The sequence below is a fragment of the Nitrospirillum iridis genome (assembly GCF_014205765.1).
Classification (GTDB): domain Bacteria; phylum Pseudomonadota; class Alphaproteobacteria; order Azospirillales; family Azospirillaceae; genus Nitrospirillum; species Nitrospirillum iridis.
In genome coordinates, this window is the sequence record NZ_JACIIZ010000008.1 from 204515 (window position 1) to 230135 (window position 25621).

Annotated in this window: 32 protein-coding genes and 3 tRNA genes; 16 read left to right on the forward strand and 19 right to left on the reverse strand. The window is 68.0% G+C overall.

The features are described from left to right. Positions 1-14: 14 nt before the first annotated feature. On the forward strand, positions 15-230 hold the full coding sequence (pspB, locus tag FHS74_RS15655) for an envelope stress response membrane protein PspB (protein ID WP_184802164.1): 216 nt from the start codon (positions 15-17) through the stop codon (positions 228-230). A 112-nt stretch (positions 231-342) separates the two neighbouring features. Continuing rightward, the gene (locus FHS74_RS15660; protein WP_184802166.1) at positions 343-1152 is read left to right on the forward strand and encodes a transporter substrate-binding domain-containing protein; all 810 of its coding nucleotides are present in this window, start codon (positions 343-345) and stop codon (positions 1150-1152) included. Positions 1153-1262: 110 nt separating this feature from the next. Here the strand turns inward: FHS74_RS15660 and FHS74_RS15665 are convergent, their stop codons facing one another. Both FHS74_RS15665 and FHS74_RS15670 read right to left on the reverse strand, forming a co-directional pair. Next, on the reverse strand, positions 1263-1922 hold the full coding sequence (locus FHS74_RS15665) for a 3-oxoacid CoA-transferase subunit B (protein ID WP_184802168.1): 660 nt from the start codon (positions 1920-1922) through the stop codon (positions 1263-1265). 12 nt (positions 1923-1934) lie between these two features. Next, positions 1935-2639: a CoA transferase subunit A gene (locus tag FHS74_RS15670; protein ID WP_184802170.1), complete on the reverse strand. Its 705-nt coding sequence runs from the start codon at positions 2637-2639 to the stop codon at positions 1935-1937. 252 nt (positions 2640-2891) lie between these two features. On the opposite strand from FHS74_RS15670, the gene FHS74_RS15675 reads away from it, so the two are divergent. The 3 genes from FHS74_RS15675 to FHS74_RS15685 all read left to right on the forward strand — a co-directional run bounded on the left by FHS74_RS15675 (position 2892) and on the right by FHS74_RS15685 (position 4288). Continuing rightward, a complete protein-coding gene (locus tag FHS74_RS15675) occupies positions 2892-3536 on the forward strand; it encodes a MarC family protein (RefSeq protein ID WP_184802172.1) in 645 nt (214 codons plus the stop codon). Positions 3537-3620: 84 nt separating this feature from the next. Then, positions 3621-3875, forward strand: coding sequence for a FitA-like ribbon-helix-helix domain-containing protein (locus FHS74_RS15680; RefSeq protein ID WP_184802174.1), 255 nt, complete (start codon positions 3621-3623; stop codon positions 3873-3875). Then, positions 3872-4288, forward strand: coding sequence for a type II toxin-antitoxin system VapC family toxin (locus FHS74_RS15685; protein ID WP_184802176.1), 417 nt, complete (start codon positions 3872-3874; stop codon positions 4286-4288). Before FHS74_RS15680 ends, FHS74_RS15685 begins: the two co-directional genes overlap by 4 nt. On the opposite strand, the gene FHS74_RS15690 is transcribed toward FHS74_RS15685, so the two are convergent. From FHS74_RS15690 to FHS74_RS15705, 4 genes are read right to left on the reverse strand one after another with little or no spacing between them, the layout of a single operon-like run. Next, positions 4289-4732 (reverse strand): gamma-butyrobetaine hydroxylase family protein, encoded by a 444-nt coding sequence (locus FHS74_RS15690; RefSeq protein WP_184802178.1) that lies wholly within the window; start codon positions 4730-4732, stop codon positions 4289-4291. 10 nt (positions 4733-4742) lie between these two features. Then, positions 4743-4928, reverse strand: coding sequence for a Trm112 family protein (locus FHS74_RS15695; RefSeq protein WP_184802180.1), 186 nt, complete (start codon positions 4926-4928; stop codon positions 4743-4745). Between the two features lie 24 nt (positions 4929-4952). Then, the gene (locus FHS74_RS15700) at positions 4953-5618 is read right to left on the reverse strand and encodes an LON peptidase substrate-binding domain-containing protein (protein ID WP_184802182.1); all 666 of its coding nucleotides are present in this window, start codon (positions 5616-5618) and stop codon (positions 4953-4955) included. A 13-nt stretch (positions 5619-5631) separates the two neighbouring features. Further along, positions 5632-6564, reverse strand: a complete 933-nt coding sequence (locus FHS74_RS15705) for a thioredoxin family protein (RefSeq protein WP_184802184.1) — start codon at positions 6562-6564, stop codon at positions 5632-5634. 298 nt (positions 6565-6862) lie between these two features. On the opposite strand from FHS74_RS15705, the gene FHS74_RS15710 reads away from it, so the two are divergent. The 4 genes from FHS74_RS15710 to FHS74_RS15725 all read left to right on the forward strand — a co-directional run bounded on the left by FHS74_RS15710 (position 6863) and on the right by FHS74_RS15725 (position 7912). Continuing rightward, positions 6863-6937 (forward strand) — tRNA-Gly (locus FHS74_RS15710). A gap of 103 nt (positions 6938-7040) precedes the next feature. Beyond that, positions 7041-7115, forward strand: a tRNA-Gly gene (locus FHS74_RS15715). Positions 7116-7458: 343 nt separating this feature from the next. After that, entirely contained in the window at positions 7459-7647 is a 189-nt protein-coding gene (locus FHS74_RS15720; RefSeq protein ID WP_184802186.1) for a DUF6726 family protein, read from the forward strand. Next, positions 7634-7912 (forward strand): hypothetical protein, encoded by a 279-nt coding sequence (locus FHS74_RS15725; RefSeq protein ID WP_184802188.1) that lies wholly within the window; start codon positions 7634-7636, stop codon positions 7910-7912. Before FHS74_RS15720 ends, FHS74_RS15725 begins: the two co-directional genes overlap by 14 nt. Before the next feature lie 26 nt (positions 7913-7938). Here the strand turns inward: FHS74_RS15725 and FHS74_RS15730 are convergent, their stop codons facing one another. The 3 genes from FHS74_RS15730 to FHS74_RS15740 all read right to left on the reverse strand — a co-directional run bounded on the left by FHS74_RS15730 (position 7939) and on the right by FHS74_RS15740 (position 10426). After that, positions 7939-8943, reverse strand: coding sequence for a CorA family divalent cation transporter (locus FHS74_RS15730; RefSeq protein ID WP_184802190.1), 1005 nt, complete (start codon positions 8941-8943; stop codon positions 7939-7941). A gap of 164 nt (positions 8944-9107) precedes the next feature. Further along, a complete protein-coding gene (locus tag FHS74_RS15735) occupies positions 9108-9551 on the reverse strand; it encodes a CopD family protein (protein ID WP_184802192.1) in 444 nt (147 codons plus the stop codon). 119 nt (positions 9552-9670) lie between these two features. Further along, entirely contained in the window at positions 9671-10426 is a 756-nt protein-coding gene (locus FHS74_RS15740; protein WP_184802194.1) for an SDR family oxidoreductase, read from the reverse strand. A gap of 139 nt (positions 10427-10565) precedes the next feature. Here FHS74_RS15740 and FHS74_RS15745 point away from each other — a divergent pair, with 139 nt between their 5' ends. Then, a complete protein-coding gene (locus FHS74_RS15745; RefSeq protein WP_184802195.1) occupies positions 10566-11507 on the forward strand; it encodes a LysR family transcriptional regulator in 942 nt (313 codons plus the stop codon). Between the two features lie 76 nt (positions 11508-11583). After that, a complete protein-coding gene (locus FHS74_RS15750) occupies positions 11584-12477 on the forward strand; it encodes a DMT family transporter (RefSeq protein ID WP_211106328.1) in 894 nt (297 codons plus the stop codon). Positions 12478-12613: 136 nt separating this feature from the next. On the opposite strand, the gene FHS74_RS15755 is transcribed toward FHS74_RS15750, so the two are convergent. Together FHS74_RS15755 and FHS74_RS15760 are read right to left on the reverse strand one after the other, a co-directional pair. Beyond that, a complete protein-coding gene (locus FHS74_RS15755) occupies positions 12614-13483 on the reverse strand; it encodes an NAD(P)-dependent oxidoreductase (RefSeq protein WP_184802199.1) in 870 nt (289 codons plus the stop codon). 21 nt (positions 13484-13504) lie between these two features. Next, positions 13505-14218, reverse strand: a complete 714-nt coding sequence (locus tag FHS74_RS15760; RefSeq protein ID WP_184802201.1) for an SDR family NAD(P)-dependent oxidoreductase — start codon at positions 14216-14218, stop codon at positions 13505-13507. A 226-nt stretch (positions 14219-14444) separates the two neighbouring features. Here FHS74_RS15760 and FHS74_RS15765 point away from each other — a divergent pair, with 226 nt between their 5' ends. Further along, on the forward strand, positions 14445-14783 hold the full coding sequence (locus tag FHS74_RS15765; RefSeq protein ID WP_184802202.1) for a GIY-YIG nuclease family protein: 339 nt from the start codon (positions 14445-14447) through the stop codon (positions 14781-14783). Here the strand turns inward: FHS74_RS15765 and FHS74_RS15770 are convergent. From FHS74_RS15770 to FHS74_RS15780, 3 genes are all read right to left on the reverse strand, one after another. Further along, positions 14776-15102 carry a hypothetical protein gene (locus FHS74_RS15770; RefSeq protein WP_184802204.1) on the reverse strand — a complete coding sequence of 109 codons (327 nt, stop codon included), beginning with the start codon at positions 15100-15102 and terminating at the stop codon, positions 14776-14778. The two genes, FHS74_RS15765 and FHS74_RS15770, sit on opposite strands and share 8 nt — an antisense overlap. A 4-nt stretch (positions 15103-15106) precedes the next feature. Then, on the reverse strand, positions 15107-15814 hold the full coding sequence (locus FHS74_RS15775) for a glutathione S-transferase N-terminal domain-containing protein (RefSeq protein ID WP_184802206.1): 708 nt from the start codon (positions 15812-15814) through the stop codon (positions 15107-15109). A 137-nt stretch (positions 15815-15951) separates the two neighbouring features. Beyond that, positions 15952-18417 carry a glycoside hydrolase family 31 protein gene (locus FHS74_RS15780; protein WP_184802208.1) on the reverse strand — a complete coding sequence of 822 codons (2466 nt, stop codon included), beginning with the start codon at positions 18415-18417 and terminating at the stop codon, positions 15952-15954. Positions 18418-18703: 286 nt separating this feature from the next. Here FHS74_RS15780 and FHS74_RS15785 point away from each other — a divergent pair, with 286 nt between their 5' ends. Further along, complete coding sequence (locus FHS74_RS15785) at positions 18704-19573, forward strand: pirin family protein (protein WP_184802210.1); 870 nt, start codon at positions 18704-18706, stop codon at positions 19571-19573. 3 nt (positions 19574-19576) lie between these two features. On the opposite strand, the gene FHS74_RS15790 is transcribed toward FHS74_RS15785, so the two are convergent. Beyond that, on the reverse strand, positions 19577-19789 hold the full coding sequence (locus FHS74_RS15790) for a helix-turn-helix transcriptional regulator (protein ID WP_184802212.1): 213 nt from the start codon (positions 19787-19789) through the stop codon (positions 19577-19579). Beyond that, positions 19789-20184: a hypothetical protein gene (locus FHS74_RS15795; RefSeq protein WP_184802214.1), complete on the reverse strand. Its 396-nt coding sequence runs from the start codon at positions 20182-20184 to the stop codon at positions 19789-19791. The genes FHS74_RS15790 and FHS74_RS15795 overlap by 1 nt, the downstream gene beginning before the upstream one ends. Positions 20185-20525: 341 nt before the next feature. Here FHS74_RS15795 and FHS74_RS15800 point away from each other — a divergent pair, with 341 nt between their 5' ends. Together FHS74_RS15800 and FHS74_RS15805 are read left to right on the forward strand one after the other, a co-directional pair. Beyond that, a complete protein-coding gene (locus tag FHS74_RS15800; RefSeq protein ID WP_184802216.1) occupies positions 20526-20999 on the forward strand; it encodes a hypothetical protein in 474 nt (157 codons plus the stop codon). An 89-nt stretch (positions 21000-21088) separates the two neighbouring features. Next, positions 21089-21165: transfer RNA gene (locus FHS74_RS15805), tRNA-Arg, on the forward strand. Between the two features lie 84 nt (positions 21166-21249). Here the strand turns inward: FHS74_RS15805 and FHS74_RS15810 are convergent. The 3 genes from FHS74_RS15810 to FHS74_RS15820 all read right to left on the reverse strand — a co-directional run bounded on the left by FHS74_RS15810 (position 21250) and on the right by FHS74_RS15820 (position 24286). Next, the gene (locus FHS74_RS15810) at positions 21250-21606 is read right to left on the reverse strand and encodes an STY0301 family protein (protein ID WP_211106329.1); all 357 of its coding nucleotides are present in this window, start codon (positions 21604-21606) and stop codon (positions 21250-21252) included. Beyond that, on the reverse strand, positions 21593-22036 hold the full coding sequence (locus tag FHS74_RS15815; RefSeq protein WP_184802220.1) for a BPSL0067 family protein: 444 nt from the start codon (positions 22034-22036) through the stop codon (positions 21593-21595). Before FHS74_RS15815 ends, FHS74_RS15810 begins: the two co-directional genes overlap by 14 nt. A gap of 222 nt (positions 22037-22258) precedes the next feature. After that, positions 22259-24286: an alpha/beta hydrolase family protein gene (locus FHS74_RS15820; RefSeq protein ID WP_211106330.1), complete on the reverse strand. Its 2028-nt coding sequence runs from the start codon at positions 24284-24286 to the stop codon at positions 22259-22261. A gap of 207 nt (positions 24287-24493) precedes the next feature. On the opposite strand from FHS74_RS15820, the gene FHS74_RS15825 reads away from it, so the two are divergent. Further along, a complete protein-coding gene (locus FHS74_RS15825) occupies positions 24494-25585 on the forward strand; it encodes a lysine-2,3-aminomutase-like protein (protein WP_184802222.1) in 1092 nt (363 codons plus the stop codon). Positions 25586-25621 lie beyond the last annotated feature (36 nt).

Sequence of the window (25621 nt, forward strand, 5' to 3'; positions counted from 1 at the left end):
CAGGACGAAGCCCCATGTCCCCCCTTCTCATTCCCATCGTCGCCCTGCTGATCCCCATCACCGCCCTGGTGCTGCGCCACATGACCCGCTGGCGCGAGTTGCAGGCCCAGGGCCTGTCGGACACCGCCGCCGGCGACCTGCTGGCGCGGGCCGACCGGCTGGAACAGCGGGTGCAGCAGCTGGAACGGCTGCTGGACGCGGAGTCGCCCGGCTGGCGCGCCCGGTCCTGACCCCGTCGCCCCTCAGGGCGGCTGTCCCCCCTTGAACGGAGCCGCGACAGGGCCTTAGATGGAGGGGTCACCGGCCCACCGGTCTTCCCGGAAGTAAGGATACCCAGCGCCCGTGCCGCGACCCATCTTCCGCGCGGTTTTGCGCCTGCTCGCGATCCTGGCGGGGGTGGCGGCACCCTTCGCCTTCGGTGGCCAAGCCAGGGCCGAGGCGCCCCCGGGCAGCGGCAACACCCTGGTTTTCGGCATTCTGGAAACGGAACAGCCACCGCTGGTGCTGATACGCGACGGGGAGGTTTCGGGCGGGCTGATCAAGGCCATCGGCGATGAGATCGCCCGGCGCGGCGGCTTCAAGCCGCTGTATCGCCTGGTCCCCCGCAACCGCCTGGAAAGCGATCTGGCCGATGGCCTGATCGACCTGGCTTGCGGCTATAGCCCCGACTGGCTGCCCCGGCTGGCCGTCCCCCGCTTTTCCATCCCGATCCTCATCAGCCACAGCGTGATGGCCATCCGCCGGGCCGATACCGGCCACCTGCGCGGCCTGAGCGATTTGGCCGGCCGGCGCGTGGGGGCCATCCTGGGCTTCCGTTATCCGCCGGAGATCGAGGCGGCCTTCATCGACGGCACCTGGCAGCGGGAGGACGCGCCCTCGGCTGAAAGCAATTTCCTGAAGCTGCGCAACCGCCGGGTGGACGCCATCCTGACCACGGACCTGGAGGTCGACTACCGCCAGGCGACGGACAGGACATGGGCCGACAGCCTGGCCGTCCTGCCCCAGCCGATGGGCGAGCATGAGGAACGCTGCGCCAACGCCGTCCACTCCCCCCTGTCCATGGCGGCGTTGAACGCCGCCATCGCCGCCATGCGGGCCGACGGCACGCTGACCCACCTGCGGGTCACCACCACCGGCCGCGCCGGTAGTTGACCCCCAAAAGGCGAACGGGCCGCCCCATCAGGGACGACCCGCCGCTTTTTTCAAGCGCTCGCGATAGCCGTGGACCGGTCACGGTCAACGGCCCCCAAGCGGAAACCCGCTCAGAAGCCCACCTTGAATTCAGCCTCGGTCTTGGACGTGACCTCCGCCACCGTCACGCCGGGGGCGACTTCGGTGAGGGTCAGGCCGCCGTCGCCGTGTTTGTCCACGGCGAAGACGCCAAGATCGGTGATGATCAAGTCCACCACCCGGGTGCCGGTCAGCGGCAGGGTGCAGGCCTTCAGGATCTTGGGCTCCAGCGCGCCGGTCTGCTTGTCGACCGCGCAGTGTTCCATGACCACCACGACCTTCTTCACGCCGGCCACCAGGTCCATGGCGCCGCCCATGCCCTTGACCATCTTGCCCGGGATCATCCAGTTGGCCAGATCGCCGTTGGCCGCGACCTGCATGGCGCCCAGCACCGACAGGTCGATATGGCCGCCCCGGATCATGGCGAAGCTGTCGGCCGAGCTGAAGAAGCTGCTGTAAGGCAGTTCAGTGATGGTCTGCTTACCAGCGTTGATCAGGTCGGCATCCTCCTCCCCCTCGAAGGGGAAGGGGCCCATGCCCAGCATGCCGTTCTCGCTCTGCAGCGTGACGTGCACGCCGTCAGGGATGTAGTTGGCCACCAGCGTCGGGATGCCGATGCCCAGGTTGACGTAGAAACCGTCGCGCAGCTCCTTCGCGGCGCGGGCGGCGATGTCCTCACGGGTCCAAGCCATTGGCTATCTCCTTCAGGCGCGCTTGCGGATGGTGCGCTGCTCGATGCGCTTCTCGTAGGTCGCACCCTGGATGATGCGCTGGACGAAGATGCCGGGGGTGTGGATGTGGTCCGGGTCGATACTGCCGGGTTCCACCAATTCCTCGACCTCGGCCACGGTCACCTTGCCGGCGGTGGCCATCATCGGATTGAAGTTCCGCGCCGTCTTGCGATAGACGAGGTTGCCTTCCGTGTCGCCCTTCCAGGCCTTGACGATGGACAGGTCGGCGACGATGCCGCGCTCCATCACATAGGTCTCGCCGTCGAACTCGCGCAGTTCCTTGCCCTCGGCCACCAGCGTGCCCACGCCCGTCTTGGTGAAGAAGGCGGGGATGCCGGCGCCCCCGGCGCGGATGCGCTCGGCCAGCGTGCCCTGCGGGTTGAATTCCAGCTCAAGCGCGCCGGACAGGTACTGCTGGGCGAACAGCTTGTTCTCACCCACGTAGCTGCTGACCATCTTCTTGATCTGCCTGGTTTCCAACAGCACGCCCAGGCCGAAGCCATCCACGCCGGCGTTGTTGGAGACGACCGTCAGCCCGGTCACACCCGAGAGGCGGATCGCTTCGATCAGGTTTTCCGGGATGCCGCACAGGCCGAAGCCGCCGGCCATGACGGTGATATCGTTGCGCAACAGCCCGGCCAGGGCGGTTACGGCGTCGGGGTAGACCTTCTTGCTCATCGTTCTTCCGGACGGCCCCCTAGAATGTTTTGGAATGTGGTGCCGGCCCCTCTCCCGGGCATGGACGCACCGCAGCATTGCTTACGGCCCCGCTGGGGGTGAAGTCAACTTGAACGACTCTTCAAGTTCGTCACCCCTGCCCCCCGCGCGCCGCCGCTTGCAGCAGGCGCCCCAACGCGCTAGACCCTGAAGGGTCTGCCGGGGCGGCCGCTTTCCGCCCTCAAGGCCTACCTCTTTTTTGGGCCCTCCCCCGTGCCGGACCTCATCCTCACCACCGCCGTCGCCCTGTTCGTCACCATCGACCCGGTGGGACTGGGCCCCATGTTCGTCGGCCTGACCGCCGGCATGGACCAGCGCTATCGGCGCCGCATGGCGGTCAAGGGCGTGCTGATCGCGGCCTTGATCCTGTTTTTCTTCGCCTTCGCCGGCGACCTGCTGCTGCGGGCGCTGGGCATCGGCTTCGCCGCCTTCCGCATCGCCGGCGGCGTGCTGCTGATGCTGGTGGCCATCGACATGGTCTTCGCCCGCGAAAGCGGCGTGCGCACGGCGACGGCGAATGAGCGGGAAGAGGCGCGCCACCGCGCCGATATCTCCGTCTTCCCCCTGGCCATCCCGCTGATCAGCGGCCCTGGCACCATGACCACCATCGTGCTGTTCATGGGCCGCGCCCATGGCGACCCGGCCCGGCAGGCCGTGGTCCTGGGCGTGCTGGCGGGCATCCTGGCCCTGACCCTGCTGGTGCTGCTGTTCGCGGCCCAGGTCGGCCGCATCCTGGGCGTCACCGGCATCACGGTGCTGAACCGGGTGCTGGGCATTCTGCTGTCAGCCCTGGCCTGCCAGTTCGTGATCGACGGGATATTGGCGAGCGGGTTGATACCGGGAACGCCCAGCCTTTGAGCCGCGTGCCGAACACCGCATTGCGCAACTGCTTGCGTTTTGGGATTATGCAAACATCTCAAGCATTGCCATTGAGGTGCTGTCATGGCGTCCATCACAGTGAGAAACGTGCCGGATGAGGTTCACCGCGCTCTGCGGGTGCGCGCGGCGCAACATGGTCGCAGCGCCGAGGCGGAAATACGCGATATCCTCGAGCGTGCCGTTAAGCCGCAAAAACGCCTTCTGTTGGGGGACGCGCTCGCGGAGCTCAGCCGGGAAGCAGGGCTTAGCAATGATGATTTCGCCATCTTCGACGAAGTGCGGGATAGAACGCCAGCCGAGCCGATGACGTTTGAATGATAGTCCTGGATACCAACGTCGTCTCAGAGGCGATGAAGCCGGACCCGAATCCAACCGTCCGCGCCTGGCTGAATAACCAAGCCGCCGAAACGCTTTACCTCAGCAGTGTGACACTCGCGGAGCTGTGGTTCGGCATCGCGGCGCTGCCCGAGGGCCGACGCAAGGCCGCGATGACCCAAACCTTGGATGGGCTGTTGGCGCTGTTCGAGGGGCGGGTGCTGCCCTTCGACACGGCCGCCGCTCGTCATCATGCCATCTTGGCCATAGGGGCACGAAACCGCGGTCGTGGTTTCCCCACCCCTGATGGATATATCGCTGCCATTGCCGCTTCACGCGGGTTCATCGTGGCGTCCCGGGATACGTCGCCTTACGAGGCTGGCGCTGTGAAAGTGATCAATCCGTGGACCACGTGATCACCCACATCCGCCGCCGCCCGAGCCACAACTGGGGCCATGCCGGTGGGGGGCGGTGTCGCGGTTGAGGCCCTTGGCCTCCAGCTCGGCGAGATAGCGGGCCCAGCGCTCGTCATAGTCCAGGCCCAGCTCGTACAAATACTTCCAGGAGAAGATGCCGGTGTCGTGGCCGTCGTCGAAGATCAGGCGGACGCCGTAGTTGCCCACCGGCTCCAGCGCGGTGATGGCCACGGCGCGCTTGCCCGGGACGGTCTGCTTCTGGTCGGGGCTGTGGCCCTGCACCTCGGCCGACGGGCTTTCCACCCGCAGATATTCCGCCGGCAGGGTGGCGCGGGCGCCATCGTCGAAGCTGATGACCAGCACGCCCTCGGCCCGCTTCAGGCGCACTTCCGTGGGCCAGTGCCGGGTGCCGTGGGCGTCGGTGGCGAACGTCTCCTGGGTCATGGCCCGTCCCTCAATCATCCAGCGGGCGGGCTTCATCCACCAGCATGATGGGGATGCCGTCGCGGATGGGATAGGCCAGGCGCGCCTGCGGGCTGATCAGTTCCTGGCGCTGGGCGTCATAGCTGAGCGGCCCCTTGGTCAGGGGACAGACCAGGATCTCCAACAGCTTGGGATCGACCTTGGCGGTATCGGACATGGGAAAGGGTCCTTGAAATCGACATCAATGGCGCGCGGTGTCGCCGTCCACCGATTCATGCACCGCCATCTGCACCAATGCCAGCAGCATCGACGCGCGGGCGGCGAAATCCGGCGCCTCCAGTAGGGCCTGCTTCTCCGCCGGCGTGAAGGGGCACAGCATGGCCAGGGACGAGATCAGCTGTTCGTCGGGCGCCGATTCCAGCGCCTGCCAATTGACCGTCAGGTCGCGACGGGTGAAGTAGGGCCGCAACCCCGCCAGCAGGCCGACACGATCGAAGCCGCCGTTGGCCGGCACCGCATAGTCGCCGGCGAAGGGCGACCAGTCGGCCACGACGCGGCGATAGCCGCGCATGGTCGACACCTCCTGCTGGATGCGGAAGCGGCAGAGGCCGGTCAGCGTGATCAGGTACCGGCCGTCGTCGGTTTCGGCGAAGGCCGTCAGCCGGCCGCAGCAGCCGATGCCGGCCAGCGGTGGCTCAACGCCGCCGTCCCCCTCCGCGCCCGGTTCCATGGGCTGGATCATGCCGATGAGCCGGTCGCTGCCCAGACTGTCCTGCACCATGGCCAGGTAGCGCGGCTCGAAGATGTTGAGCGGCAACCGGGCCCTGGGCAGAAGCAGCACCCCCGTCAAGGGGAAGATGGGGATGCTGGCCGGCAACTGGTCGAACGTGGGGGCGAAGGGGGGCATCACACCAGCGGCGTCAGGAGAACAGGATGGAGGAGAGCTTACGCCGACCCGCGATGGCCAGCGGATGCTTAAAGCCCAGCGCCTCGAAAAACTTCACCAACTGCTTGCGGGCCGCCTGCTCGTTCCACTCGCGGTCACGCTTCACGATGTCCAGCAGATGGTCCACCGCCGCCTCCTGCTGCCCGCCGGCGTAAAGCGCCAGGGCAAGGTCATAGCGCGCCTGGTGGTTGTCGGGGTCGGCCGCAACCGCCCGTTCCAGGTCACCCAGCGGGCCCATGTCCGCCGCCTGGCGGGCCAGCTCCATCTGGGTGCGGAGCGCCACGATCTCCGGCGCCTTGGCCAGGGCCGCCGGCGCCTGGTCCAGCATCTCCTGCGCCGTGTCGGCCTGGTCGGCCGCCAGCAGGCAGCGGATCAGGCCGGCGTAGGCGATGGCGTTCTCCGGCTCCTCGCCCAGGACCTCGTTGTACAGGGCGGCGGCGGTCTGGGCATCGCCCGACTCCAGCAGCTGGCCGGCCTCCTCCAGCACGGCGGCGATGTCGGCGGCGCCGGGCACGCCCCCCGCTATCTGCACTAGGCGGTCGATGAACTGCTTCACCTGGCTTTCCGGCAGGGCGCCGGTGAAGCCATCCACCGGGCGGCCCTGGAAGAAGGCGTAGACGGCGGGGATGGACTGGATGCGCAGCTGGCCGGCGATGGCCGGGTTCTGGTCGGTGTCGATCTTGACCAGCTTCACCGCCCCCTTGGCGGCCAGCACGGCCTTCTCGATGATGGGACCCAGGGTCTTGCAGGGGCCGCACCACGGCGCCCAGAAGTCCACCAGCACCGGCACCTCGCGCGAGGCCTCGACGACATCGGCCATGAAGGTGCGGTCGCTGCTGTCCTTGATCAGGCTGGACTTGTCCACCGGGGCGTTGCCGCCGGGGGCGGCACTGGTCGGAAACTGCATGGGTTCTCCATCCCTTCTCAGCCGCGGGACCGCCGCCCCACCCCTGGGGCGCGGCATGGGCCCCGCGCATAGGTCCCTGAAATGATCCCGGGGGGCCGCCGCCGCAAGGGGGATGAACCCCTGGCGTCACCGGCCACCGCGGGTGACCGGTACCTTATAGCCGTCCCGGCACGGGGAAAAAAGCCACCCGATTTTTCCCTGAAAAAAGCGCTTGCATTCGATCCGCACCTGCATATTATCCGCGCTCACCGCCGGGGGGCACTGATCGCAAGGTCAGCGTCGAACGACGGGATGGAGCGCGGGCGTAGCTCAGGGGTAGAGCACAACCTTGCCAAGGTTGGGGTCGAGGGTTCGAATCCCTTCGCCCGCTCCAGTCTTCCTCCGGGAAGATCAAGCGAAAGAAAAGGCCGGGCCGGCAGGTTCGGCCTTTCGCTTTTACGGGGGACATCCCCTGTGAAGGTCAGAGACTGTGGTACGCGGGCGTAGCTCAGGGGTAGAGCACAACCTTGCCAAGGTTGGGGTCGAGGGTTCGAATCCCTTCGCCCGCTCCAGTCTCTTCCAAGACATGGAATCATGACACGGCAGATCGAAGGCGCCCTCCCGGGCGCCTTTCGCGTTTCAGGGCCTTGCGCCACCGGGCCCAGATAGCCGCTCCACCGGATCGGGGAACAGGGCGCGGATGGTTCTGAAGCGCCGGTTCATCACGGGACGGGCCTTGTCCCGGCTGCGGCGTATGGCGTGATCCCGCGCCCCTGGAATAAGACGTCCATGCAAACCGACTGGATGGTTTGTATTTTGGAAACACTCCTGGTATGCTTGGCGGCAAGAACGGGGCCCCGCCCCGATCCCGCGTCCCTTCGACGCCCCCGCCAACAGCCACCCCGGAATCCCGACATGACGATCCGCCGCCCGCATAAGCTCCCCTTCGCCCTGCTGATGCTGACCCTGGCCGCCGGCCTCAGCGGTTGCAGCGGCCTGATCGCCCTGCCGGTGCGGACCGCCAGCGCCGTGGTCAAGGTGGTGCCGGTGGCCGGTAATGTTGTGGCGGCCCCGCTGGACGTTGCCGCCGATGCCATCGACTGACGCCCCTGCTTGCGAAAGCTGCGGCGTGCGGCTGGACGGAAGCGGAGGGCGATGCCCGCGCTGTGCTGAGGCTCTGGCGCGCCATCCACTGGCCGATGCCGCCCTGGTGACCGCCCTGGCGGCGGGCGTCGCCATGCTGGTCATCGCGGCGACCTTCACCCTGACCGATGTGTCGGACCAGCCGAACGGCCGGGGGGCGCTGGGGCATGCCGTCACCAGCGGCGACGCGCTGGTGACGGCGTGGCGGCAACCGGGGCCCCGCTGAAGCGCCCAGGGCGCAGGTCGATGCGGCTAGAACAACCGCCGCCAGTGCAGCACCACCAGGGAAGCCACGATCGTGAAGATCATGACGCCGCAGACCCAGAGGAAGCCGGCGTCATGGCCGCTCCACGGCAATCCGCCCACGTTCATGCCGAAGATGCCGGTGATCAGGTTCACCGGCAGCAGGATGGTGGTGACGATGGACAGGACGTAGAGGTTGCGGTTGGTGGCCTCGCTGAAGCGGTTGGACAGCTCGTCCTGCAACAGCCGGGCGCGCTCCTGCACCAGGTCCAGATCCTGGCTGACACCTTCCAGACGGTCGATCCCCTGGCGCAGGCGGGAGCGATCCTCCCCGCCACACCAGTGGGGCATGCGGCCCAGCGCCACGTTCAAGGCGGTGCGCTGCGGCCCCAGGTGCCGGCGCAGGCGGGCGGAGGTGCGGCGGATGCGGCCCAGCTTCTCCCCCTCATCCTCCAACCGGTCGGCCAGCAGGGCGTCCTCCACGTCATCGACGTCGTCGGCCAGTTCGCTGACCTCCGCCGCCACGGTGTCGGTCAGGTGGAACATCAGGTGGGCGACCAGGTCCACCGCGCTGACGGGCGCCAAGCCCTGGGCGATGGACCGGCGCAGCTGGTCCACCGCCATCAGCGGCTGACGCCGGGCGGTGATCACCAGGCGGGATTCCATGTAGATGCGCAGCTGGCCCAGGCCGCCGGCCGGATCGTCGAAGCGGTGGTGCAGATCGGCCAGCACACCGGTCAGCCCCTCCTCCCCCGCCGGTTCCAGACGGAAATGACTGTCCTGGCCCAGCAGGGCCTGGCGGCCGCCGCGCGGCAGGGTGGGCATGGCCTCGATCCATTGCCGCGCCCGCACGTCCACCAGGTTGAAATGCAGCCAGACCAGGCCGTCCGCCTGGGCCATGGCGGCGGAGATGCCCGGCCAGGGGACAGGCGTCACCGTCCCGCCGCGGATGAGGAACCCGCAGATCAGGCCATGTTCCTCACTGATGTCCGCCGCCGCGCGCGTCGTGCCCATGGCCCCTCCCGCAAAACGGGGCGGTCCCGCCGCCGCCCGGCCTCTGTGATGCCGGGCAAAAACGGCCAACGTCAATGCCCTGATATCTTACCGCTTTGTGACAGCGCGCCCTTTCGGCACGGGCCGGGCGCGCGCGCGGCCCACGGCATAAGGAAAAGCCGCCTTCAGAAGGGCTTGGCGATCACCAGGAACAGGATGCCCACCACCGCCAGCACGATCAAGGCGGGGATGAAGCGGATGAAGGCCGCGCGCCTGTCCTCCTGCCCGTTGGCCAGGCGGCGCAACGCCCCGGCTTGCGCCCCATGCAGGCCGGACAAGGCCGTGACCAGGGCCAGCTTGGCCCACAGCCACCCGGCGGCGGGCAGCCATCCCCCCTTCAGCGCGAGGGTGAGGCCCAGGCCCCAGACCAGCAGGATGGCCGGCCCCGTCACCCAGCGGTGCCAGGCCCGCGCCGCCCGCCAGAACGCCGGGGAAACGGCATCGGCGCTGGGCACGAAGGCCAGCAGCAGGGCGGCGGCCAACAGGCCGGCCACGAAGGTGACGGCGGCGGCGGCGTGCAGCGATTCCAGCCAGAGATAGGGCATGGGGTCGGTTTCCCGGAAGATCAAGAAGAGACGCCCCCTTGATATACCAGCCCATCATCGCGAGCAGGGGGCCACTTTGCCCAAGGCCGACGACCCCGGGAAGAAAGCTCCCCGGGGCCGCACCCTTGTCGCAAGCCAGCCCCTTAGACCTGGGCCAGGCCACCATCGATGAACAGCTCGGCGCCCGCCACATACCGGCTGTCGTCCGACGCCAGGAACAGGACGGCCTTGGCGATCTCCTCCGGCTCGCCCACGCGGCCCAGCGGCACCTGGCTGGCCATGTAGTCCAGCAGTCCCTGCTGTTGGGCGGCATCGGGGCCGGCCAGTTCCACCAGACCTGGCGTGCGGACGGGGCCGGGGCTGATGACGTTGACACGGATGCCGCGTTCCTTCAGGTCCAGGGTCCAACCGCGGGCCAGGCTGCGCACCGCCGCTTTCGACGCGCCGTAGACGCTGAAAGCCGCCGTGCCGGTGCTGCCGGCGATCGAGCCTGTGAGGATGACGGATGCGCCGTCGACCAGCAGGGGCAGCGCCTTCTGCACCGTGAACAGCACGGCCTTCACGTTGCGGCCGAAGATATCGTCGTAATGCTCCTCCGTGATCTGGCCCAGCGGCAGCATGCTGCCGCCGCCGGCGTTGGCGAACAGCACGTCGATGCGCCCGGCCTGGGCCTTGATCTGTTCATAGAGGCGGTTCAGGTCCGCCGGCTTGGCGCTGTCGGCCTGGATGCCCGTGGCGTTGGGCCCGATGGCCGCCACCGCCGCGCGCAGTTCCGCCTCGCGGCGGCCGGTGACGAAGACGCGGGCGCCTTCGGCGGCGAACGCCTGGGCGGTGGCGAAGCCGATGCCGCTGGTGCCGCCGGTGACAACAGCGATCTTACCTTCAAGTTTGCGAGCCATTTCATCTTTCCTTTCAGTGCCTTGGTGACCGCCGCCGCGTCGTGGGCGGCTGATGGGTGAAAGATGTCGCCAAAGCCGTCATTTCAAAATAGAAAGGACTGAAAACTATCGTTGCAGGTTTGATGATGTCGGTTTCGCGATGACCAAGGTGCCGGATTTCGAAGGCCTGGCCATGTTCGCCAAGGTGGCGGAGGAGCGGTCGTACGCCGCCGCCGCCCGCGCCATGGGCGTTTCCGTCGCCACCGTGTCGCGCGGCGTCAGCCGGCTGGAGGACAGGCTGGGCGCCCGCCTGTTCAACCGCACCTCGCGCCGTCTGGCCCTGACCGACGTGGGGGCCGCCCTGGCCGCGCGGGCGTCGCGCCTCTATGCCGAGGCGGAGGCGGTGGAGGACGCGGCGCGGGAGCTGTCCACCCGGCCCCGAGGCGTGGTGCGCCTGGCGGTCCCCATGACCTTCGGGGTGCGCTGGGTGGCACCGCTGATCCCAGCCTTCCTGCGGGAATATCCGGAGATCACCGTCGACCTGCACCTGAGCGACGCGGTGGTGGATCTGATCGGTGAGGGCTTCGACGCCGCCCTGCGCATCGCCGTGCTGCCCGACAGTTCGCTGGTGGCCCGCCAGTTGTGCCCGATCGCGCGGCACATCGTGGCGGCCCCCGCCTACATCAATCGCTATGGCCGGCCCCACCATCCGGGCGAGCTGGCGGCCCATCACTGCCTGGGCTACGCCTACCGCGCCCGGCAGGATGTCTGGCGCCTGGCCACACCGGCGGGGGAGGAGGCGGTGGTGACCCCCACCGGGCCTCTGCGCACCACCAATGCGGAGGCGCTGCTGCCCACCGTGCTGGATGGCTTGGCCATCGCCGAGCTTCCGGAATTCGTGGCCGCCGAGTATCTGGCCGATGGCCGGCTGGTGACCGTGCTGGATGGCTGGTCGCTGCCCCTGGGCGGGCTGTACCTGGTGACGCCGACCACCCGGGCCCGGCCCGCGAAGGTAGAGGCTCTGGCTGATTTCTTCACCGCGCATCTCACCCGCCCCGCCTGGCGGCATTCGCCCGGCCGGCCAGCCAGTGGCCTGGACTGATACCTGCCGTGGCAAAGTCGCTCTACAGTCCGGCCGCGTGCGGCATTAGGGTCGCCGTCCCATGAGGACAAGCGCCATGACACCCCGCCTATACCTGACCTTCCCCTTGATGGCCGTGCTGATCTGGACCGGCAACAACCTGGTGACCCGGGCCTCGGCCGGCGCCATCCCGCCCAGCGTCATCGCCTTCGACCGCTGGTTCCTGGCGTTCGTGCTGCTGACGCCGTTCTGCCTGCGGGGCAGCTGGGCGCGGCGGGCGGTCATCCGCCGGCACCTGCCCCAGATCGTCGTTCTGGGCCTACTGGGTATGGCGCTGTACCAGGGGTTGGCCTACTACGCGGCGGCCAGCACCAGCGCCACCAACATCGGCATCTTCGTGGCGCTGGTGCCCTTGCTGACCCTGGGTATCAGCGCCGTGTGGCTGCGGCAGCGGCATGGCCCCCTGGCCGTGGTCGGCGGGCTGGTGTCACTGGCCGGCATCCTGTTCGTGCTGGGCCAGGGCGATTATGGCCGCCTGTGGTCCCACGGCGTGGGCCGGGGCGACGCCCTCATGCTGGGTGCCTGCCTCGCCTACGCGGCCTATGGCGTCTGCCTGAAGCGCTGGCCCCTGCCCCTGCCGGTGTGGACATCGCTCTATGCCCAGGTGGCGGCGGGCCTGGTCTTCCTGCTGCCGGGCTATCTCATGGCGCCATCGGCACCGGCCACGCCCGCCACCATCGCCATGGTGGCGTATGCCGGCATCCCGACCTCCATCCTGGCGCCGGTGCTGTGGATGCAGGGGGTGAAGCATCTGGGACCGGGGCGCACCGCCATCTTCATGAACCTGCTGCCCATCACCACCGCCGTGCTGGCCGCCCTGCTGCTGGGCGAGGTGCTGCACCCCTACCATCTGGTGGGTGGCGGCCTGGTGGTGCTGGGCATCGCGTTGGCCCAGCGGCCCGCGCGGCCCCGGCCAGCCGCCGAAGCTTGATGCCAACGGTATGAGACATGCCTCATACCGCTGTAGGACGCGACCGCGTCCGCCGGAGTTTTCCGGGGAACGCCAGCAAACTGGAAAACGAGGACAAGCCAAGCCGCCGGACGCCGGCGCCCGGCGGTTGAGGGCGTCACTGTACGGTATACAGGCGGATGAGGGCCGAGACGTTGTCCGCCCCGAAGCCGGCCTCCGCCGCGCGTTCCAGCACCCCCAGGGTCGCATCCGCCACCGGGGTGTCGGCCTTGACCGCGTCCGCCCCGTGCGTCGCGTAGCGGAAGTCCTTGGCCATCAGGTCAACGGGGAACCGCACGGCGAAGTCGCCGGCCAGCATCATGCGGGCATAGTTGGCGGCGGCCGGGCTGGCCACGGGCAGGGTCGCCAGGATGTCCAGGGCGGCGGGCCCGTCGAACCCGGCCTTGCCCAGGAAGCCCATCATCTCCGCCCAGGCGGCCAGCTGGATGCCCAGCAGGCTATTCACCGCCAGCTTCAGCACCGCACCCCGCCCCACGGGCCCGACATGGTGGATGGCCGATGCCAAGGGGGCGAGCGCCGGCTGGGCCTGGGCGTAGGCCACCGCGTCACCGCCGGCCAGGATGATCAGCTTGCCCTCCTGCGCCTGGGGCAGGGAGCCCACTACCGGCGCCTCCAGAAAGGCGGCGCCCGCGCCGGTCACCGCCGCCACCATCTCCCCCGCCCAGGCGGGGGAGATGGTGCTGCACTCGATGGCCAGCGCGCCGGGGGCGAGGCCGGCCAGGGCGCCGGTCTCCCCATCCAGCCAGACGGCGCGGGACGCGATGTCGTCGGCCACCATGGCGAGGACGAATTCCGCCCCCTCCGCCGCCGCGCGCGGGCTGGGGGCGGCCGTGGCCCCCTGTGCCACCAGGCCCGCCACCGGGCCGGGGGAGCGGTTCCACACCGTGACGGCGTGGCCCGCCTTGATCAGGTTCGCGGCCATGCGGGCGCCCATCCCGCCCAGGCCCAGGAATGCGATCTTGCTCATGCCCTCATGCTCCCTGACGGCTCACCACGGGACGGTCTGGCCCTGATAATCCAGGTACTGCAGGCCAGACTTGCCGGCCTGGGCGGTCACCACGTCGACCACGCGGGGGATGCTGTCGGAAATGTCCAGCATGGCCGCCGGCCCGCCCATGTCGGTGCGCACCCAGCCGGGCGCGATCACCAGCAGGGTGCGGCCGCCGGCCGGCTGGCGGGCGGCGTAGGAGCGCATCAGGGTGTTCACCGCCGCCTTGCTGGCGCGATAGACCTCCCACCCGCCGCCGACGTTGTTGGCGACGCTGCCCAGGCCCGAGGACATGACGGCGATGGTGCCCTTGGGGGTCACCAGGCCGCCCAGCTCCTCGACACAGCGCAGGGGCGCCAGGGCGTTGGTCACCATCACCCGGTTGAATTCCTCCGTCGACACCTGGCCGATCGTCTCCGCCGGGTCGTTGGTGACGCCGGCGTTGACGAACAGGACATCGACCCGGCGGCCGGCCAGGCGCTGGCGCAGGGCCGCGATCTGGTCGGCATGGACGATGTCGACCGTCTCCACCGTCAGGCGGCCCTGGGACGCCTCGGCGGCCCGGTGCAGCGCCCCCGGCGGCGAGTCGGGACGCACGGTGCCGATGACCTGCCAGCCCCGCGCCAGATATTCCTGGGCCAGCGCCAGGCCCAGGCCACGGGAGGCGCCGATGATGACGGCGGTGGGGGTGGATGACTGTGCCGATTGCGTCATGGGGGAACCCTCTTCTGCTGGGGTGCCGGCCGCCCCGGTAAAGGCCGGGGTCGGACCGTGGGTGGCTTTGGCGGGTGGGCCGCTGCCTGATATGGGGCTGGCCCGGCGAAAGTCAGCGGCCCCGCGACAAACTTGGCAGCCGCATAGCATGTGCGGTGGGAGGCTTGACCCTATTTTACCCGGGTATTATAAGGTCGAGATATTACCCGGGTAAAATAGGTGGGTCATGCAGGGACAGGACAGGAAGGCGGCCATCGCCGATTACAAGAAGCGGGAGGGGGAGCCCGGCATCTACGCCCTGCGTTGCGCCGCCCTGCCCGGCACCGTCTGGGTGGGACCCACGCCGACCCTGGACACCATCCAGAACCGGCTGTGGTTCAGCCTGCGCCACGGCGGCCATACCCACCGGGGCCTGCAGGCCGCCTGGACCGCCCACGGTGCCGCCACCTTCAGCTTCGAGGTGCTGGAACGGCTGGAACCGGAGGAGAGCGCCTATCTGGCCCGCGCCCAGCTGAAGGACCGCGCCGCCCACTGGCGGGCGGCGCTGAACGCGGAGGCTATCTAGGCTTCCCCACCTCCCAGAACGGGGTGTCCACGCCCTGGTTCCACAGCGCCTCGAAGTCAGCTTTCAGAATGGGGTGAACCACACTCATTCCGATGATTTCCTCGAAGGAACTGTCGAGCAGGGAGGGACAAGAAGCTCCCCACTGTTCTTCAAGGGACACGCTGTTCCGTTCGATCTTACCGTCCGTGAACACTTCGACCCAGCGAAGGACATTGTCCCCGTCTCTGTCCACCTCATAGAGCATCCATTCCGGAAAGCCCTCGGGAACAACCTCCTCTGGCCACCGGCCGCGGAAGTAGCTCAGTTGGCCCGCGGCCATGCCCTCACCCCGGCCGCTTGGGGATGTCCAGGCCGCGCTGCACGGCGGGGCGGGCGAGGCCCCGTTCCAGCCAGGCGGGCACGTGGGTCAGGCTGGCGTAATCCACCAGGTCGCCGGCGCCGTAGAAGCCGACGAAACCGCGCACCCACCCCAGCGTGGCGATATCGGCGATGGTGTAGTCATCGCCCATGATCCACCGCCGGCCGGCCAGACGGCCCTCCAGCACGCCCAACAGGCGCTTGGACTCGTCGACGTAGCGCTTCAACGGACGCTTGTCCTCATAGTCCTTGCCGGCGAATTTGTGGAAGAAGCCGACCTGGCCGAACATGGGGCCGATGGCCGCCATCTGGAAGAACACCCACTGCAGCGTCTCATAGCGCGCGGTGGCGCCGGCCGGGATGAACTTGCCCGTCTTTTCCGCCAGATAGACCAGGATGGCGCCCGATTCGAACAGGGCGATGGGGGCGCCCTCCGGCCCGTTGGGGTCGATGATGGCGGGGATCTTGCCGTTGGGGTTCAACGACAGATATTCCGGCGTCCAGGTCTCGTTCTGGCCGATGTTGATGGCGTGCGGCTCATAGGCCAGGCCGGTTTCCTCCAGCATGATGGAAACCTTCACGCCGTTGGGCGTGGGCACGGAATAGAGCTGGATGCGGTCGGGATGCTGGGCCGGCCAGCGCGTGGTGATGGGGAAGGCGGACAGGTCGGTCATCGGGCTTCTCATCGTTGGGGACCTGGATTGAAGCCCCATTCCAGCGGGCGCATCAACCACACGGGTCACAGCAAAATAAAAAAGGGGCGGATCGCCAACGACCCGCCCCGTTTCCGTCAAACCCCTGTGCCGGCCGCTTACTTGGCCTGCACGACGTCCACCACCTTGGCGTCGGGCTCGCTCCAGCCCTTGCCGCCGGTATGGGTCAGGCTGTGGGTGGCCTCGCTCCAGCTCAGCTGGGTGACCGTGCCACCACCCTGTTCGTAGGCATAGGTGAAGCCGTCGTCCTGGAACAGGGTGAAGTGGCCGTCGGCACCGGGATAGACCTTGACCTTGGCGATGGTCTGCTTCTGGTGGGTGTTCTCGATGGGGGAGCCCAGCGGCAGGATGGAGCCCGCCTTGACGAACACCGGGATGCGGTCGATGGGGGCGGCCACCGTTACCGTCTGGCCGCCGGTGTAGCGCTTGTCCGTCCAGAAATCGTACCAGTCGCTGCCGGCCGGCAGATAGACCTGACGGGTGGTCGCCCCCTGTTCCGTCACCGGGGTCACCAGCAGGGCCGGGCCGAACATGTATTCGTCCCGCATGTCGGTCACGGCCGGATCGTTGGGGAAGTCCAGCGGCAGGGCCCGCAGGAAGGGCGCGCCGGTCTGATAGGTCTTGTAGCCCAGGGAGTAGATGTACGGGATCAGCTGGTAGCGCAGCTTCACGTACTTTTCCAAAATGGCCTGGGCGTCGGGACCGTAGGACCAGATCTCATTGGCCGGGCGGCTGCCGTGGGTGCGCAGCACCGGCAGGAAGGTCGCGTACTGGAACCAGCGGGTATACAGCTCCGGATAGTCGTCGTAGCCGCCGACCACGCCGCGCGCCGGCGTCGGGTCCAGCAGCGGCGCCTTGGCCGGCTTGTGCTCGCCCGGCAGGTACTGCCAGCCGCCGGTGTCGTTGCTCCAGTAGGTGATGCCGCTGGCGGCGAAGTCCAGGCCTGTGGGCACCTGGCGCTTGAAGGCGTCCCAGGTGGGGGTGATATCGGACGACCAGACGATGGCGCCGTTGCGCTGCACCCCCAGATAGGCGTCGCGCGACAGGATGACCGTGCGCTTGTCCTTGAAGTCGCGGCGGAAGCCGTCATAGAGCGCGCCGGTGTGGAAAAGCGGATAGACGTTGAAGTACTTCGTGCCCGGCCCGATGTGCAGATAGCTGCCATTGGGCGGCAAGTCCGGCTCCGTCTCATCCGACCACAGGCTGTCGAAGCCCTGGCTCAGGATGTTGTCGCGGATGGTGTTCCAGTACCATTTGGCGGCGTCGGGGTTGGTGGTGTCGATGTCCGACCCGGCCTTGTCATAGGGCAGGCCATCGGTGGGCGTGCCGTCGGCCTGGCTCAGGAACCAGCCCTTCTTCTTCAGCATGTCGTAATAGCGGCCATCGGCGGTGAAGCGCGGCCACACGCTGATCATGGTCTCGAAGCCCATGTCGTGCAGCTGCTTGTTCATGGCCTTGGGGTCCGGCCACAGCTCCGGCACGAAATCGAACTGGCCCATGATGGTGTAATAGAACCAGTCCACCACCAGCACGTCGGCCGGAATGTGCCGCTCGCGATAGCCCTTGGCCACGTCCAGCACTTCCTGCTGCGAGCGGTAGCGCTGCTTGGACTGGATATAGCCGTAGGCCGACTTGGGCAGCATGGGCGTGACGCCGGTCAGCTGGCGGTATCCGGCATAGATTTCATCCGGCGTCTTGCCGGAGATGACGAAGAAGGAAACGCGGTCGCCCACCTCGGACGTCCAGCGGGTGACCTCGTTGAAGCCCGGCTCGATGGTCGTCTTCGACGGGTTGTCCCACAGGATGCCGTAGCCGTAGTTGGTGATCATGAAGGGCACGCAGGTGCTCTGCCCCCCCGGCGCGTTGTAGTCGTTCCAGCAGCGGACGACATGGCCGCGATGATCCAGGTAGCCTTCCTGGTTCTGGCCCAGGCCGTAGTAATGCTCATCATCCGGCGAGGCGAAGACGCCATTCACCGTGTAGAACTGATCATCCGTGGGCCGGCGGTCGTGCAGCAGCTGGCTGTTGCCATCCTTGAAATTGGGGATGCCCATGGACCAGCCGGTGAAGTCCAGGATGGTCTTGCCCGACGCGTCCTTGAAGGTGACGTGGGCGCCGTTGGTGGTGCCACCGAAATAGCGGCCGATGTCCACGGCGGTCTGCTGCGGCGGCACGGCATGCGGGCTGGGGTGCCAGCCGACGATGGTGGCCGACATCTGGCCGGACTTCAGCACGGTGTCGCCGCGCTCATCCTTCGTCTCGGTCCAGCCGGTGGCATTGGCGCCGGGAATGACGCCATAGCCCGGGCCGGCCAGGGCCGCGTCCTTCTTCAGGCTGACGGTGACGCGGACGATGTTGGGGCCGTAGGGCTCCACCACCAGGGTCTGTTCCTGGGTCTTGTTGGATTGGTCGACGACCACCGGCGACTTCAAGGTGTCGGCTGACACCGGTCCGGCCAGCATCGCCGCCGCGGCGCCCAGGGTGGCGGCCAGCGCCAGGCCGACATGGCGGCGACCGGCATGTTTTTGAGTGGCGCCCATAACCGGCCGCCCGCGCGTCTTCATGGTGTTCCCCCTGAAGGTTTTTTTTAAGGCAGATACATATAAATCATATGATAGCGGTACCATCTGTCATACCCGCCGCAGGGTCAACCCGAAAACACCCGGGCCGAAAACACCCCGGCGCCCGCGCCCTGGGGACCGCGCCCTGGGGACCGCGCCCTGGGGACCGCATCGTTCCCGGCGCGCAACAGTCCGTGCCGATGCCGCAGGCTACCGCCACACCGCGTGTCGCCCTAAATGTAAGACGATGCGGGCGTGCCGGACAGCGCCCCGGAAGGATCGTCCCCCCATGACCACGCCCATGACCACGCCCGCAAACAGCCTGAAGACCCTGACGGGCCTGCATGCCGCCTATCGCGACGACATCGCTGATTTGGTGACCCGCCGCCCCCTGCCGGGTCCCGCCCTGCCGCAGCTGAGTCCCTTCCTGTTCCTGAACCACCACGGGCCGCAGGTCTATCCGCCGCACAACCGGGGCCTGCCCTTCGGCCCCCATCCCCACCGCGGGTTCGAGACGGTGACCTTCATCCTGGACGGGGAACTGACCCACGCGGACAGCGCCGGCCATGAAAGCGTTATCAAGGCCGGCGGCGTGCAGTGGATGACCGCCGGGCGCGGCGTCGTGCATTCCGAACTGTCCCCGGCCGACTTCCGCCGCCGGGGCGGGCCGATGGAGATCCTGCAATTGTGGGTGAACCTGCCGGCCCGGCTGAAGTTCAGCGATCCCGGCTATACCGGCCTGCAGCGGGACGCCATCCCCGCCCTGCCCACGCCGGGCGGCACCGTCAACCTGATCGCCGGGTCCTGGGGCGGCGCGACCGGGCCCATCCGGTCACTGACCGGCATCTTCATGACCACCGTGACGCTGGCCCCCGGCGGCACCGTGCGCTTCGACGGGGCGGAGGGCCGCACCGTCTTCCTCTATGTCGTGCGCGGCGCCATCGCCGTGGGGGGCGGCACCGCCCCCGCCCACCAGCTGGTGGAACTGAGCCTGGAGGGCGACGCGGTGGAGATCACCGCCACCGATGACGCCGTGCTGCTGTTCGGCCATGGCGCCCCCATCGCCGAACCGGTGGTGGCCCACGGCCCCTTCGTCATGAACACGCGCGAAGAGATCATCGCCGCCATCCGCGACTATCAGGCCGGGCTTTTCAGCTGACGGTCAGGCCTGGTCCACCGGCCGGTGGGGATTGTGGAAAATGGCCTCCACCGGCAGATCGAACAGCGCGGCGATGCGGTAGGCCAAATCCAGGGATGGGTCGTGCTTCTCCGTCTCCAGGGCGTTGACCGCCTGGCGGGACACCCCCAGCCGTTCCCCCAGGTCGTTTTGCGTCCAGGCGCGCTCGGCCCGCAGCACTTTCAGGGTGTTGCGCATCAGTGGCTGGTCCGAATGAAGGGGGAGACCAGGCAGAAGGCCACCCAGAAGACGGCATAGACCATGAAGCCCGGCATGTGTTCCACCTGCGCGAAGGTCTCCATGAAACCCCAGGTACTGGCGACGATAAAGGCCAGGCAGGCGGCGATGATGAAACGCCTGGCCAACAACGCCCGCATGAATTCGTCCACCTGGGCCATCAGCCGCAGCGTCGCCCACAGCTGGACGGCGATGCAGAGCGCCGGCACCAGGATGGCCCCCCACAACACCGGCCCGCTCAACTGCGGCTGGCCCCAGCTGATGGCCTTGATGGACAGGACGTAGAAGGCTGCGGAGACGGCGGAGGTGACGAGGTAGCGCCGCGTGGCGGGCGGAAAGAGGCCGGCGAAGGACATGATGTCATGATCTCCTGACGTTTTGTCAGGTAAACATGACACACGGGCGATGTCAGGTCAACCTGACTTTCAGAGCAGGCCGCCGGTCACGACCCAATACCGGATCGCGGCTCAGCCATGCGCCCCAGGGCTGAGCCTCCCCTTCGGTATAGGGACGCCCGTAAGGAAGCCTTAAGGATGAACCCGTTAATATCCAGACATGGCAGACGGGAAAAGACTCCGGCCCCGCCCTTGGACGGTCGTGCTAGTCTTAATTTCCCGCCCGGTTTTTGCCTTTCAACCGTTGCCACCCCATTCACCCGCCCGCCGGCCGCAGGACGGCCCACAGGAAGCTGCCCCGGATGCTCCGCGACGCCGACCTCCCACCCCATGACCGCCGCCGCAGCGCGCTGCGGGGTTTGCTGGGTGGCGCCATGCTGGCGCTGGCGGCCGTGACGGCACTGCCGCCAGCGCCAGCATGGGCCGGCGAAGGGGGCGGGGGCCAGAAGTCGGAGGACCCGGAGGTCCTGCGCAAGATCAAGATGAACCCCATGCTGCTGCCGGGAAAGGACCGCTTCTCCTACGTCCGGCTGCAGGTGATGCTGGTGGTGCGCATGAGCAAGCACCTGAACGAGGAAGTGGACACCGTCACCAACCTCAAGCCCCGCATCAACGGCGAACTGACCGAAGCCTTGACCGTCGACCACGTGAGCCGCCGCAGCCTGAGCACCGCCGACGTCCAGGCCCTGAAGGGCCGCATCATGGAGGTGGCGAACGAGGCCGTGGGCAAGCCCCTGGTGGATGAGGTCCTGATCGTCAGCCTGCTGGTCGGCTGACCGGCCGCCAGCCCCCGCTTTTCGCACAGCGGGATCTGCACGCCCCGGGGCTGTGCAAGCCGCCCAAACCTGCTATAACCCGCCCCGGCGTCTCCGTAGCTCAGCAGGATAGAGCACAGGATTCCTAATCCTGGGGCCGTGGGTTCGAATCCCGCCGGGGACACCATTCCCCCCTCAAAATCTCCGTCGCTTATCCCCAGACGATCGACTGATCGTCGACTGGGAAGTCCCATAAGGGCAGTGGCGGCCTTCACCGACACCGGATCGTCACCTCGCCAGACTTCTTCCTGGAAGCCTCGCATCGCTCAACCTTGTTCTTCAGTTCTACGTCGGTGGCGGCACCGCTGGCGTACTTGCATCGGATGGTCGCGGTCCGTCCTTCATTGTAAGCATTGCCCAACAAGAAGGTGTCGACGCCCTTCGGTCCCTGATCGGGAACCAGATAGGCCCCGTCCTCCGGCTTGCCGTCGAACACATCAAGGCTGCGGACCATATCGCCAGGCTTTGCCGGGCAGATCCCGGGCGATTGGGCGCATGCCGCCGTCAGGGGCAGACTACCCAGGAGAGCGGCCAGGAGAAGGCGCTTCAACATGTCATGGCTCGACAACGAAGAAGCCCTCCCCCCGGTTGGAAACACCGCCGCCGTTCCAACGGATCAACCGTGGCCCGATCGCCTTCGGCGCTGTACCCGTAACCCATTGATCATAGACATGAATGCCGTGGGCGTCCTGGCGCTCGTATATCGCCGCATGCCCGTAGTATCGATCGTGCGCATCGAACGTGGCGATCACCGTTCCTGGGACAATGGTCGCGTTGTCCTTGACCGCCGCCCCCTTCCGCCAGGCTGCCGTGCCAACCGGTAAAGACGGGCAGACCCGGGTAACATAAGACACACACTGACCGCAGAAGTCCGGATTGTGCCGCGTTCCTTCCGGCGGCTCAGTGTCGTACGGGCCCAACGCGGAGGTTCGTGTGCACACCCATTTCCCGGCAGGGGCTTGCGGGTAGGCGGTGTAGCCGATGGCGACGAAAGGCATGTAGAATCGCTCCGAAGCGAAGCCTTCCCGCATGCGACCCAAGCAATCGCGTCGCCGAGGGTATCGCATCCGACAAAGGCCCCCTGTCTGATTGCATGAGGATTGGTCGGAATTCAGGCGCGGCAATGGCCGTTATAAAAAATTCTTCCCGCCAAATCGCCGCCGATCGGTCAGCACGAGGGGCGGGAGCGTCCCCGCCCCAAAGCCTGAGATCTTACCCCCTCACTTCAGATTATCGATCGCCACCGCCGGCAGCGCGTCCGCCGGCGTGAAGCCGAAGATGCGGCCGTAGAAGTACAGCTCCGCCTCCTGCGCGCGGATGATGCTGTCGGCCTTGCGAAAGCCATGCTGCTCCCCCTCGAACTCGATATAGGCGACGGGAACGCCCCGGGATTTGAGGGCGGCGACGATGCCGCGCGACTGCGCGGGCGGCACCACCGCGTCCTCCGCCCCCTGGAAGGTGATCAGCGGGGCGGAGAAGCCGTCGAGGTGGTGCAGGGGGCTGCGGGCGTCATAGACGGCCTTGCCCGCCGGGTAGGGGGCCACCAGGCTGTCGAGGTAGCGGCTTTCGAATTTGTGGGTGTCCTTGGCCAGGGATTCCATGTCCGACACGCCATAGTAGTTGGCGCCGGCCTTGAACACCTGCGTGAAGGCCAGCGCCGCCAGGGTGGTGTAGCCGCCGGCACTGCCGCCCCGGATGGCGGCGCGTGACGCGTCGGCCAGGCCGGCCTTGTCCAGATAGGCCACCACCGCCGTGGCGTCCTGCACATCGGTGATGCCCCAATTGCCGCGCAGGCGGTTGCGATAGGCCCGGCCATAGCCGGTGCTGCCGCCATAGTTCACATCCACCACGGCGAAGCCGCGGCTGGTCCAGTATTGGATGTTGAGATCCAGCGCCGGCCGGCTGGCGCTGGTGGGGCCGCCGTGCACCTTGACCAGCAGGGGCGGCTTCTCCCCCGTCGGCGCCTGGAAGCCGGGGTTGGCGGGGGCGTAGTAGAAGGCGTGGGCCCTACGCGCCGTGCCGTCCGGGCCGGCGGCGGTGGGGAATTCGATGGGCTTGGCCCGCGACACCAGGCCGGCGTCCAGGCTTTCCGGCGCCGGGCGGCGCAACACGGTGTGGGCGCCGGTCGCAAGGTCGACGCTGATGACCGCCGGCGTCTGGTCGGCGGCATAGGCCATCGTCACCGCCTTGCCCGCCGCCAGCTTCACCCCGCCATAGGCGACGAAGGGCAGGGGCAGGTCGCGCAGGGCGCCGGTCTTCAGGTCCACCACCGCCAGGGTGTCCACCCCGGCGCTGCCATAGCGGGCCACGGCGTGGCCATCGCCGGTCAGCGCGTAGTTGGACTGGCCCAGGTTCCACAAGGGGCCGCCGAATTCCGCCGCCTTGCGCGTGACCGCGCGCACCGCCCCGTTGGACCAGGCGTGGAGGTTCCACCAGTCGCTCCGGTCGGAGAGGAAGTAGAGCGTGCCGTCGGCATCCCACTGCGGCTCCATCACCGATTCGTCATGGCCGCCGGCCACCACGGTCAGGTCCGTGAGGCCCCCGGGCGTGACGGTGGCGACATAGAGGGTGGTGGTGTCCCACGGCATGTTGGGGTGGGACCAGGCGATCCAGGCCAGGCGCTTGCCGTCCGGGCTGGGGCGCGGATAGGCCACGAAGTCGCTGTCGCCGAACAGCACCGTGCCGGCGTCGCCGGGCTTGTCCACCGCCAGGGAGACGAGGGCGTTCTTGGCCTCACCCGGCGCGTTGTGGTCCTCGCGCACGCAATAGAGGTGGCCGGGCGCGCCGGCGACACAGTCGGCGTAGCGATAGCCGGGGGGCGTCAGCGCCACCGGCGCGCCACCGGCGACCGGTGCCGTGTACAGGCGCTGGTCGCTGAAGTTGCTGAAATACATCCGGCCGCCGGACACCAGCAGGGCGCCGCCGCCATATTCATGGACGCGGGTGCGGACGTTGACCTCCGGCCCGGTCAGCTCGCGGACACCGCCGGCGCCGTCAGGGGTGACGACGGCGTAGCGGCCCTTCTCGGCCGGCCGGCTTTCCAGCCAGTAGGGCGCGCCGCCGTCCACCACCAGGTCGCCCAGGCGGATTTCGCTGCCGGCCAGCCGCGCGGCGGTGATGGGCGAGGCCCAGGTGCCGTAGGGGGCGGTGGTGGTTTGCACGGTTTTCGTTTCGGCGGCGGTCACGTCGGTCATCCCCATCACCCATCCCATCAGCAGCGCCGCCGTCGCGGCCCGTTTCAGCCCCATGCCCCCTGTCCCCATATGTCCGCCCCCATCCGCCTGATTTTTCAAGGAATGCCCCCGCATTGCCCACCAGTGTGCCCGAAGCGGCATCGCGGCGCCAACGCCCGATGCGGGGGCCCCATGCGGGCGGGGCGGCTTGACGGCAAGGCCGCGGGAGCCGATCTAGGCCCTTGTTCCACCCTTTCATCACGTCGCCGGGGAGTAGGCTCCATGGCCATCGCCGTCCGCCAGCCTTCGATCCTCCCGGCCAACGATCGCAAGCAGCCCATCCGCTCCTCCTCCGGCCTGGTCGAGGCCGGCCTGGCCGACGCCGCCGCCCTGCCGATGCTGGAACGGGTGGCGGCCAGCTTCGCCGTTTCCGTCACCGACCAGATGGCGGGACTGATCGACCCCACCGACCCGCACGACCCCGTGGCCCGCCAGTTCGTGCCCACGGGGGATGAGCTGGTGACCACGCCCGGGGAACTGGATGACCCCATCGGCGACGGGCCGTACAGCCCGGTGAAGGGCATCGTCCATCGCTATCACGACCGCGTGCTGCTGAAGGCCGTCAACGTCTGCCCGGTCTATTGCCGCTTCTGCTTCCGCCGCGAGATGGTGGGGCCGGGCAGCGAAACCCTGGACGGCGCGGAACTGGACGCCGCCATCGCCTATATCGCCGCCCATGACGAGGTGTGGGAGGTCATCCTGACCGGGGGCGACCCCCTGATCCTGTCGCCCCGCCGCCTGGCCGACATCGTCACCCGCCTGGACGCCATCCCCCATGTCGGCATCGTCCGCTTCCACACCCGTGTGCCGGTGGTGGACCCCGACCGGGTGACGCCGGAACTGGTGGCCGCCCTGAAAGGCCGCCGCGTCACCAGCTGGCTGATGCTGCACGCCAATCATTGGCGCGAGTTGAACGACACCGCCCGCGCCGCCATCGCCCGCCTGGTGGATGCCGGCATCCCGCTGCTGTCGCAGACCGTGCTGCTGAAGGGCGTCAACGACGATGTCGAGACCCTGACCCGCACCTTCCGGGCGTTGGTTCAGGCGCGGGTGAAACCGCACTATCTGCACCAGGGCGATCTGGCCAAGGGCACAGGCCATTTCCGCACCACGATCCAGCGCGGCCGCGCCCTGATGAAGGCCCTGCGCGGCGACGTCTCCGGCCTGTGCCAGCCGACCTATGTGCTGGACATCCCCGGCGGGCACGGCAAGGTGCCCCTGACCGCCGACTACCTGGCGCCCGACGGCGACGGTGGCTGGACCGTCACCGACCCGCGCGGCGGCCGGCACGCCTATAGCGAAGAAGTGGAATAAGCCAGCGGCCCGGGGGCACTCGGGCCGGCATCGCCC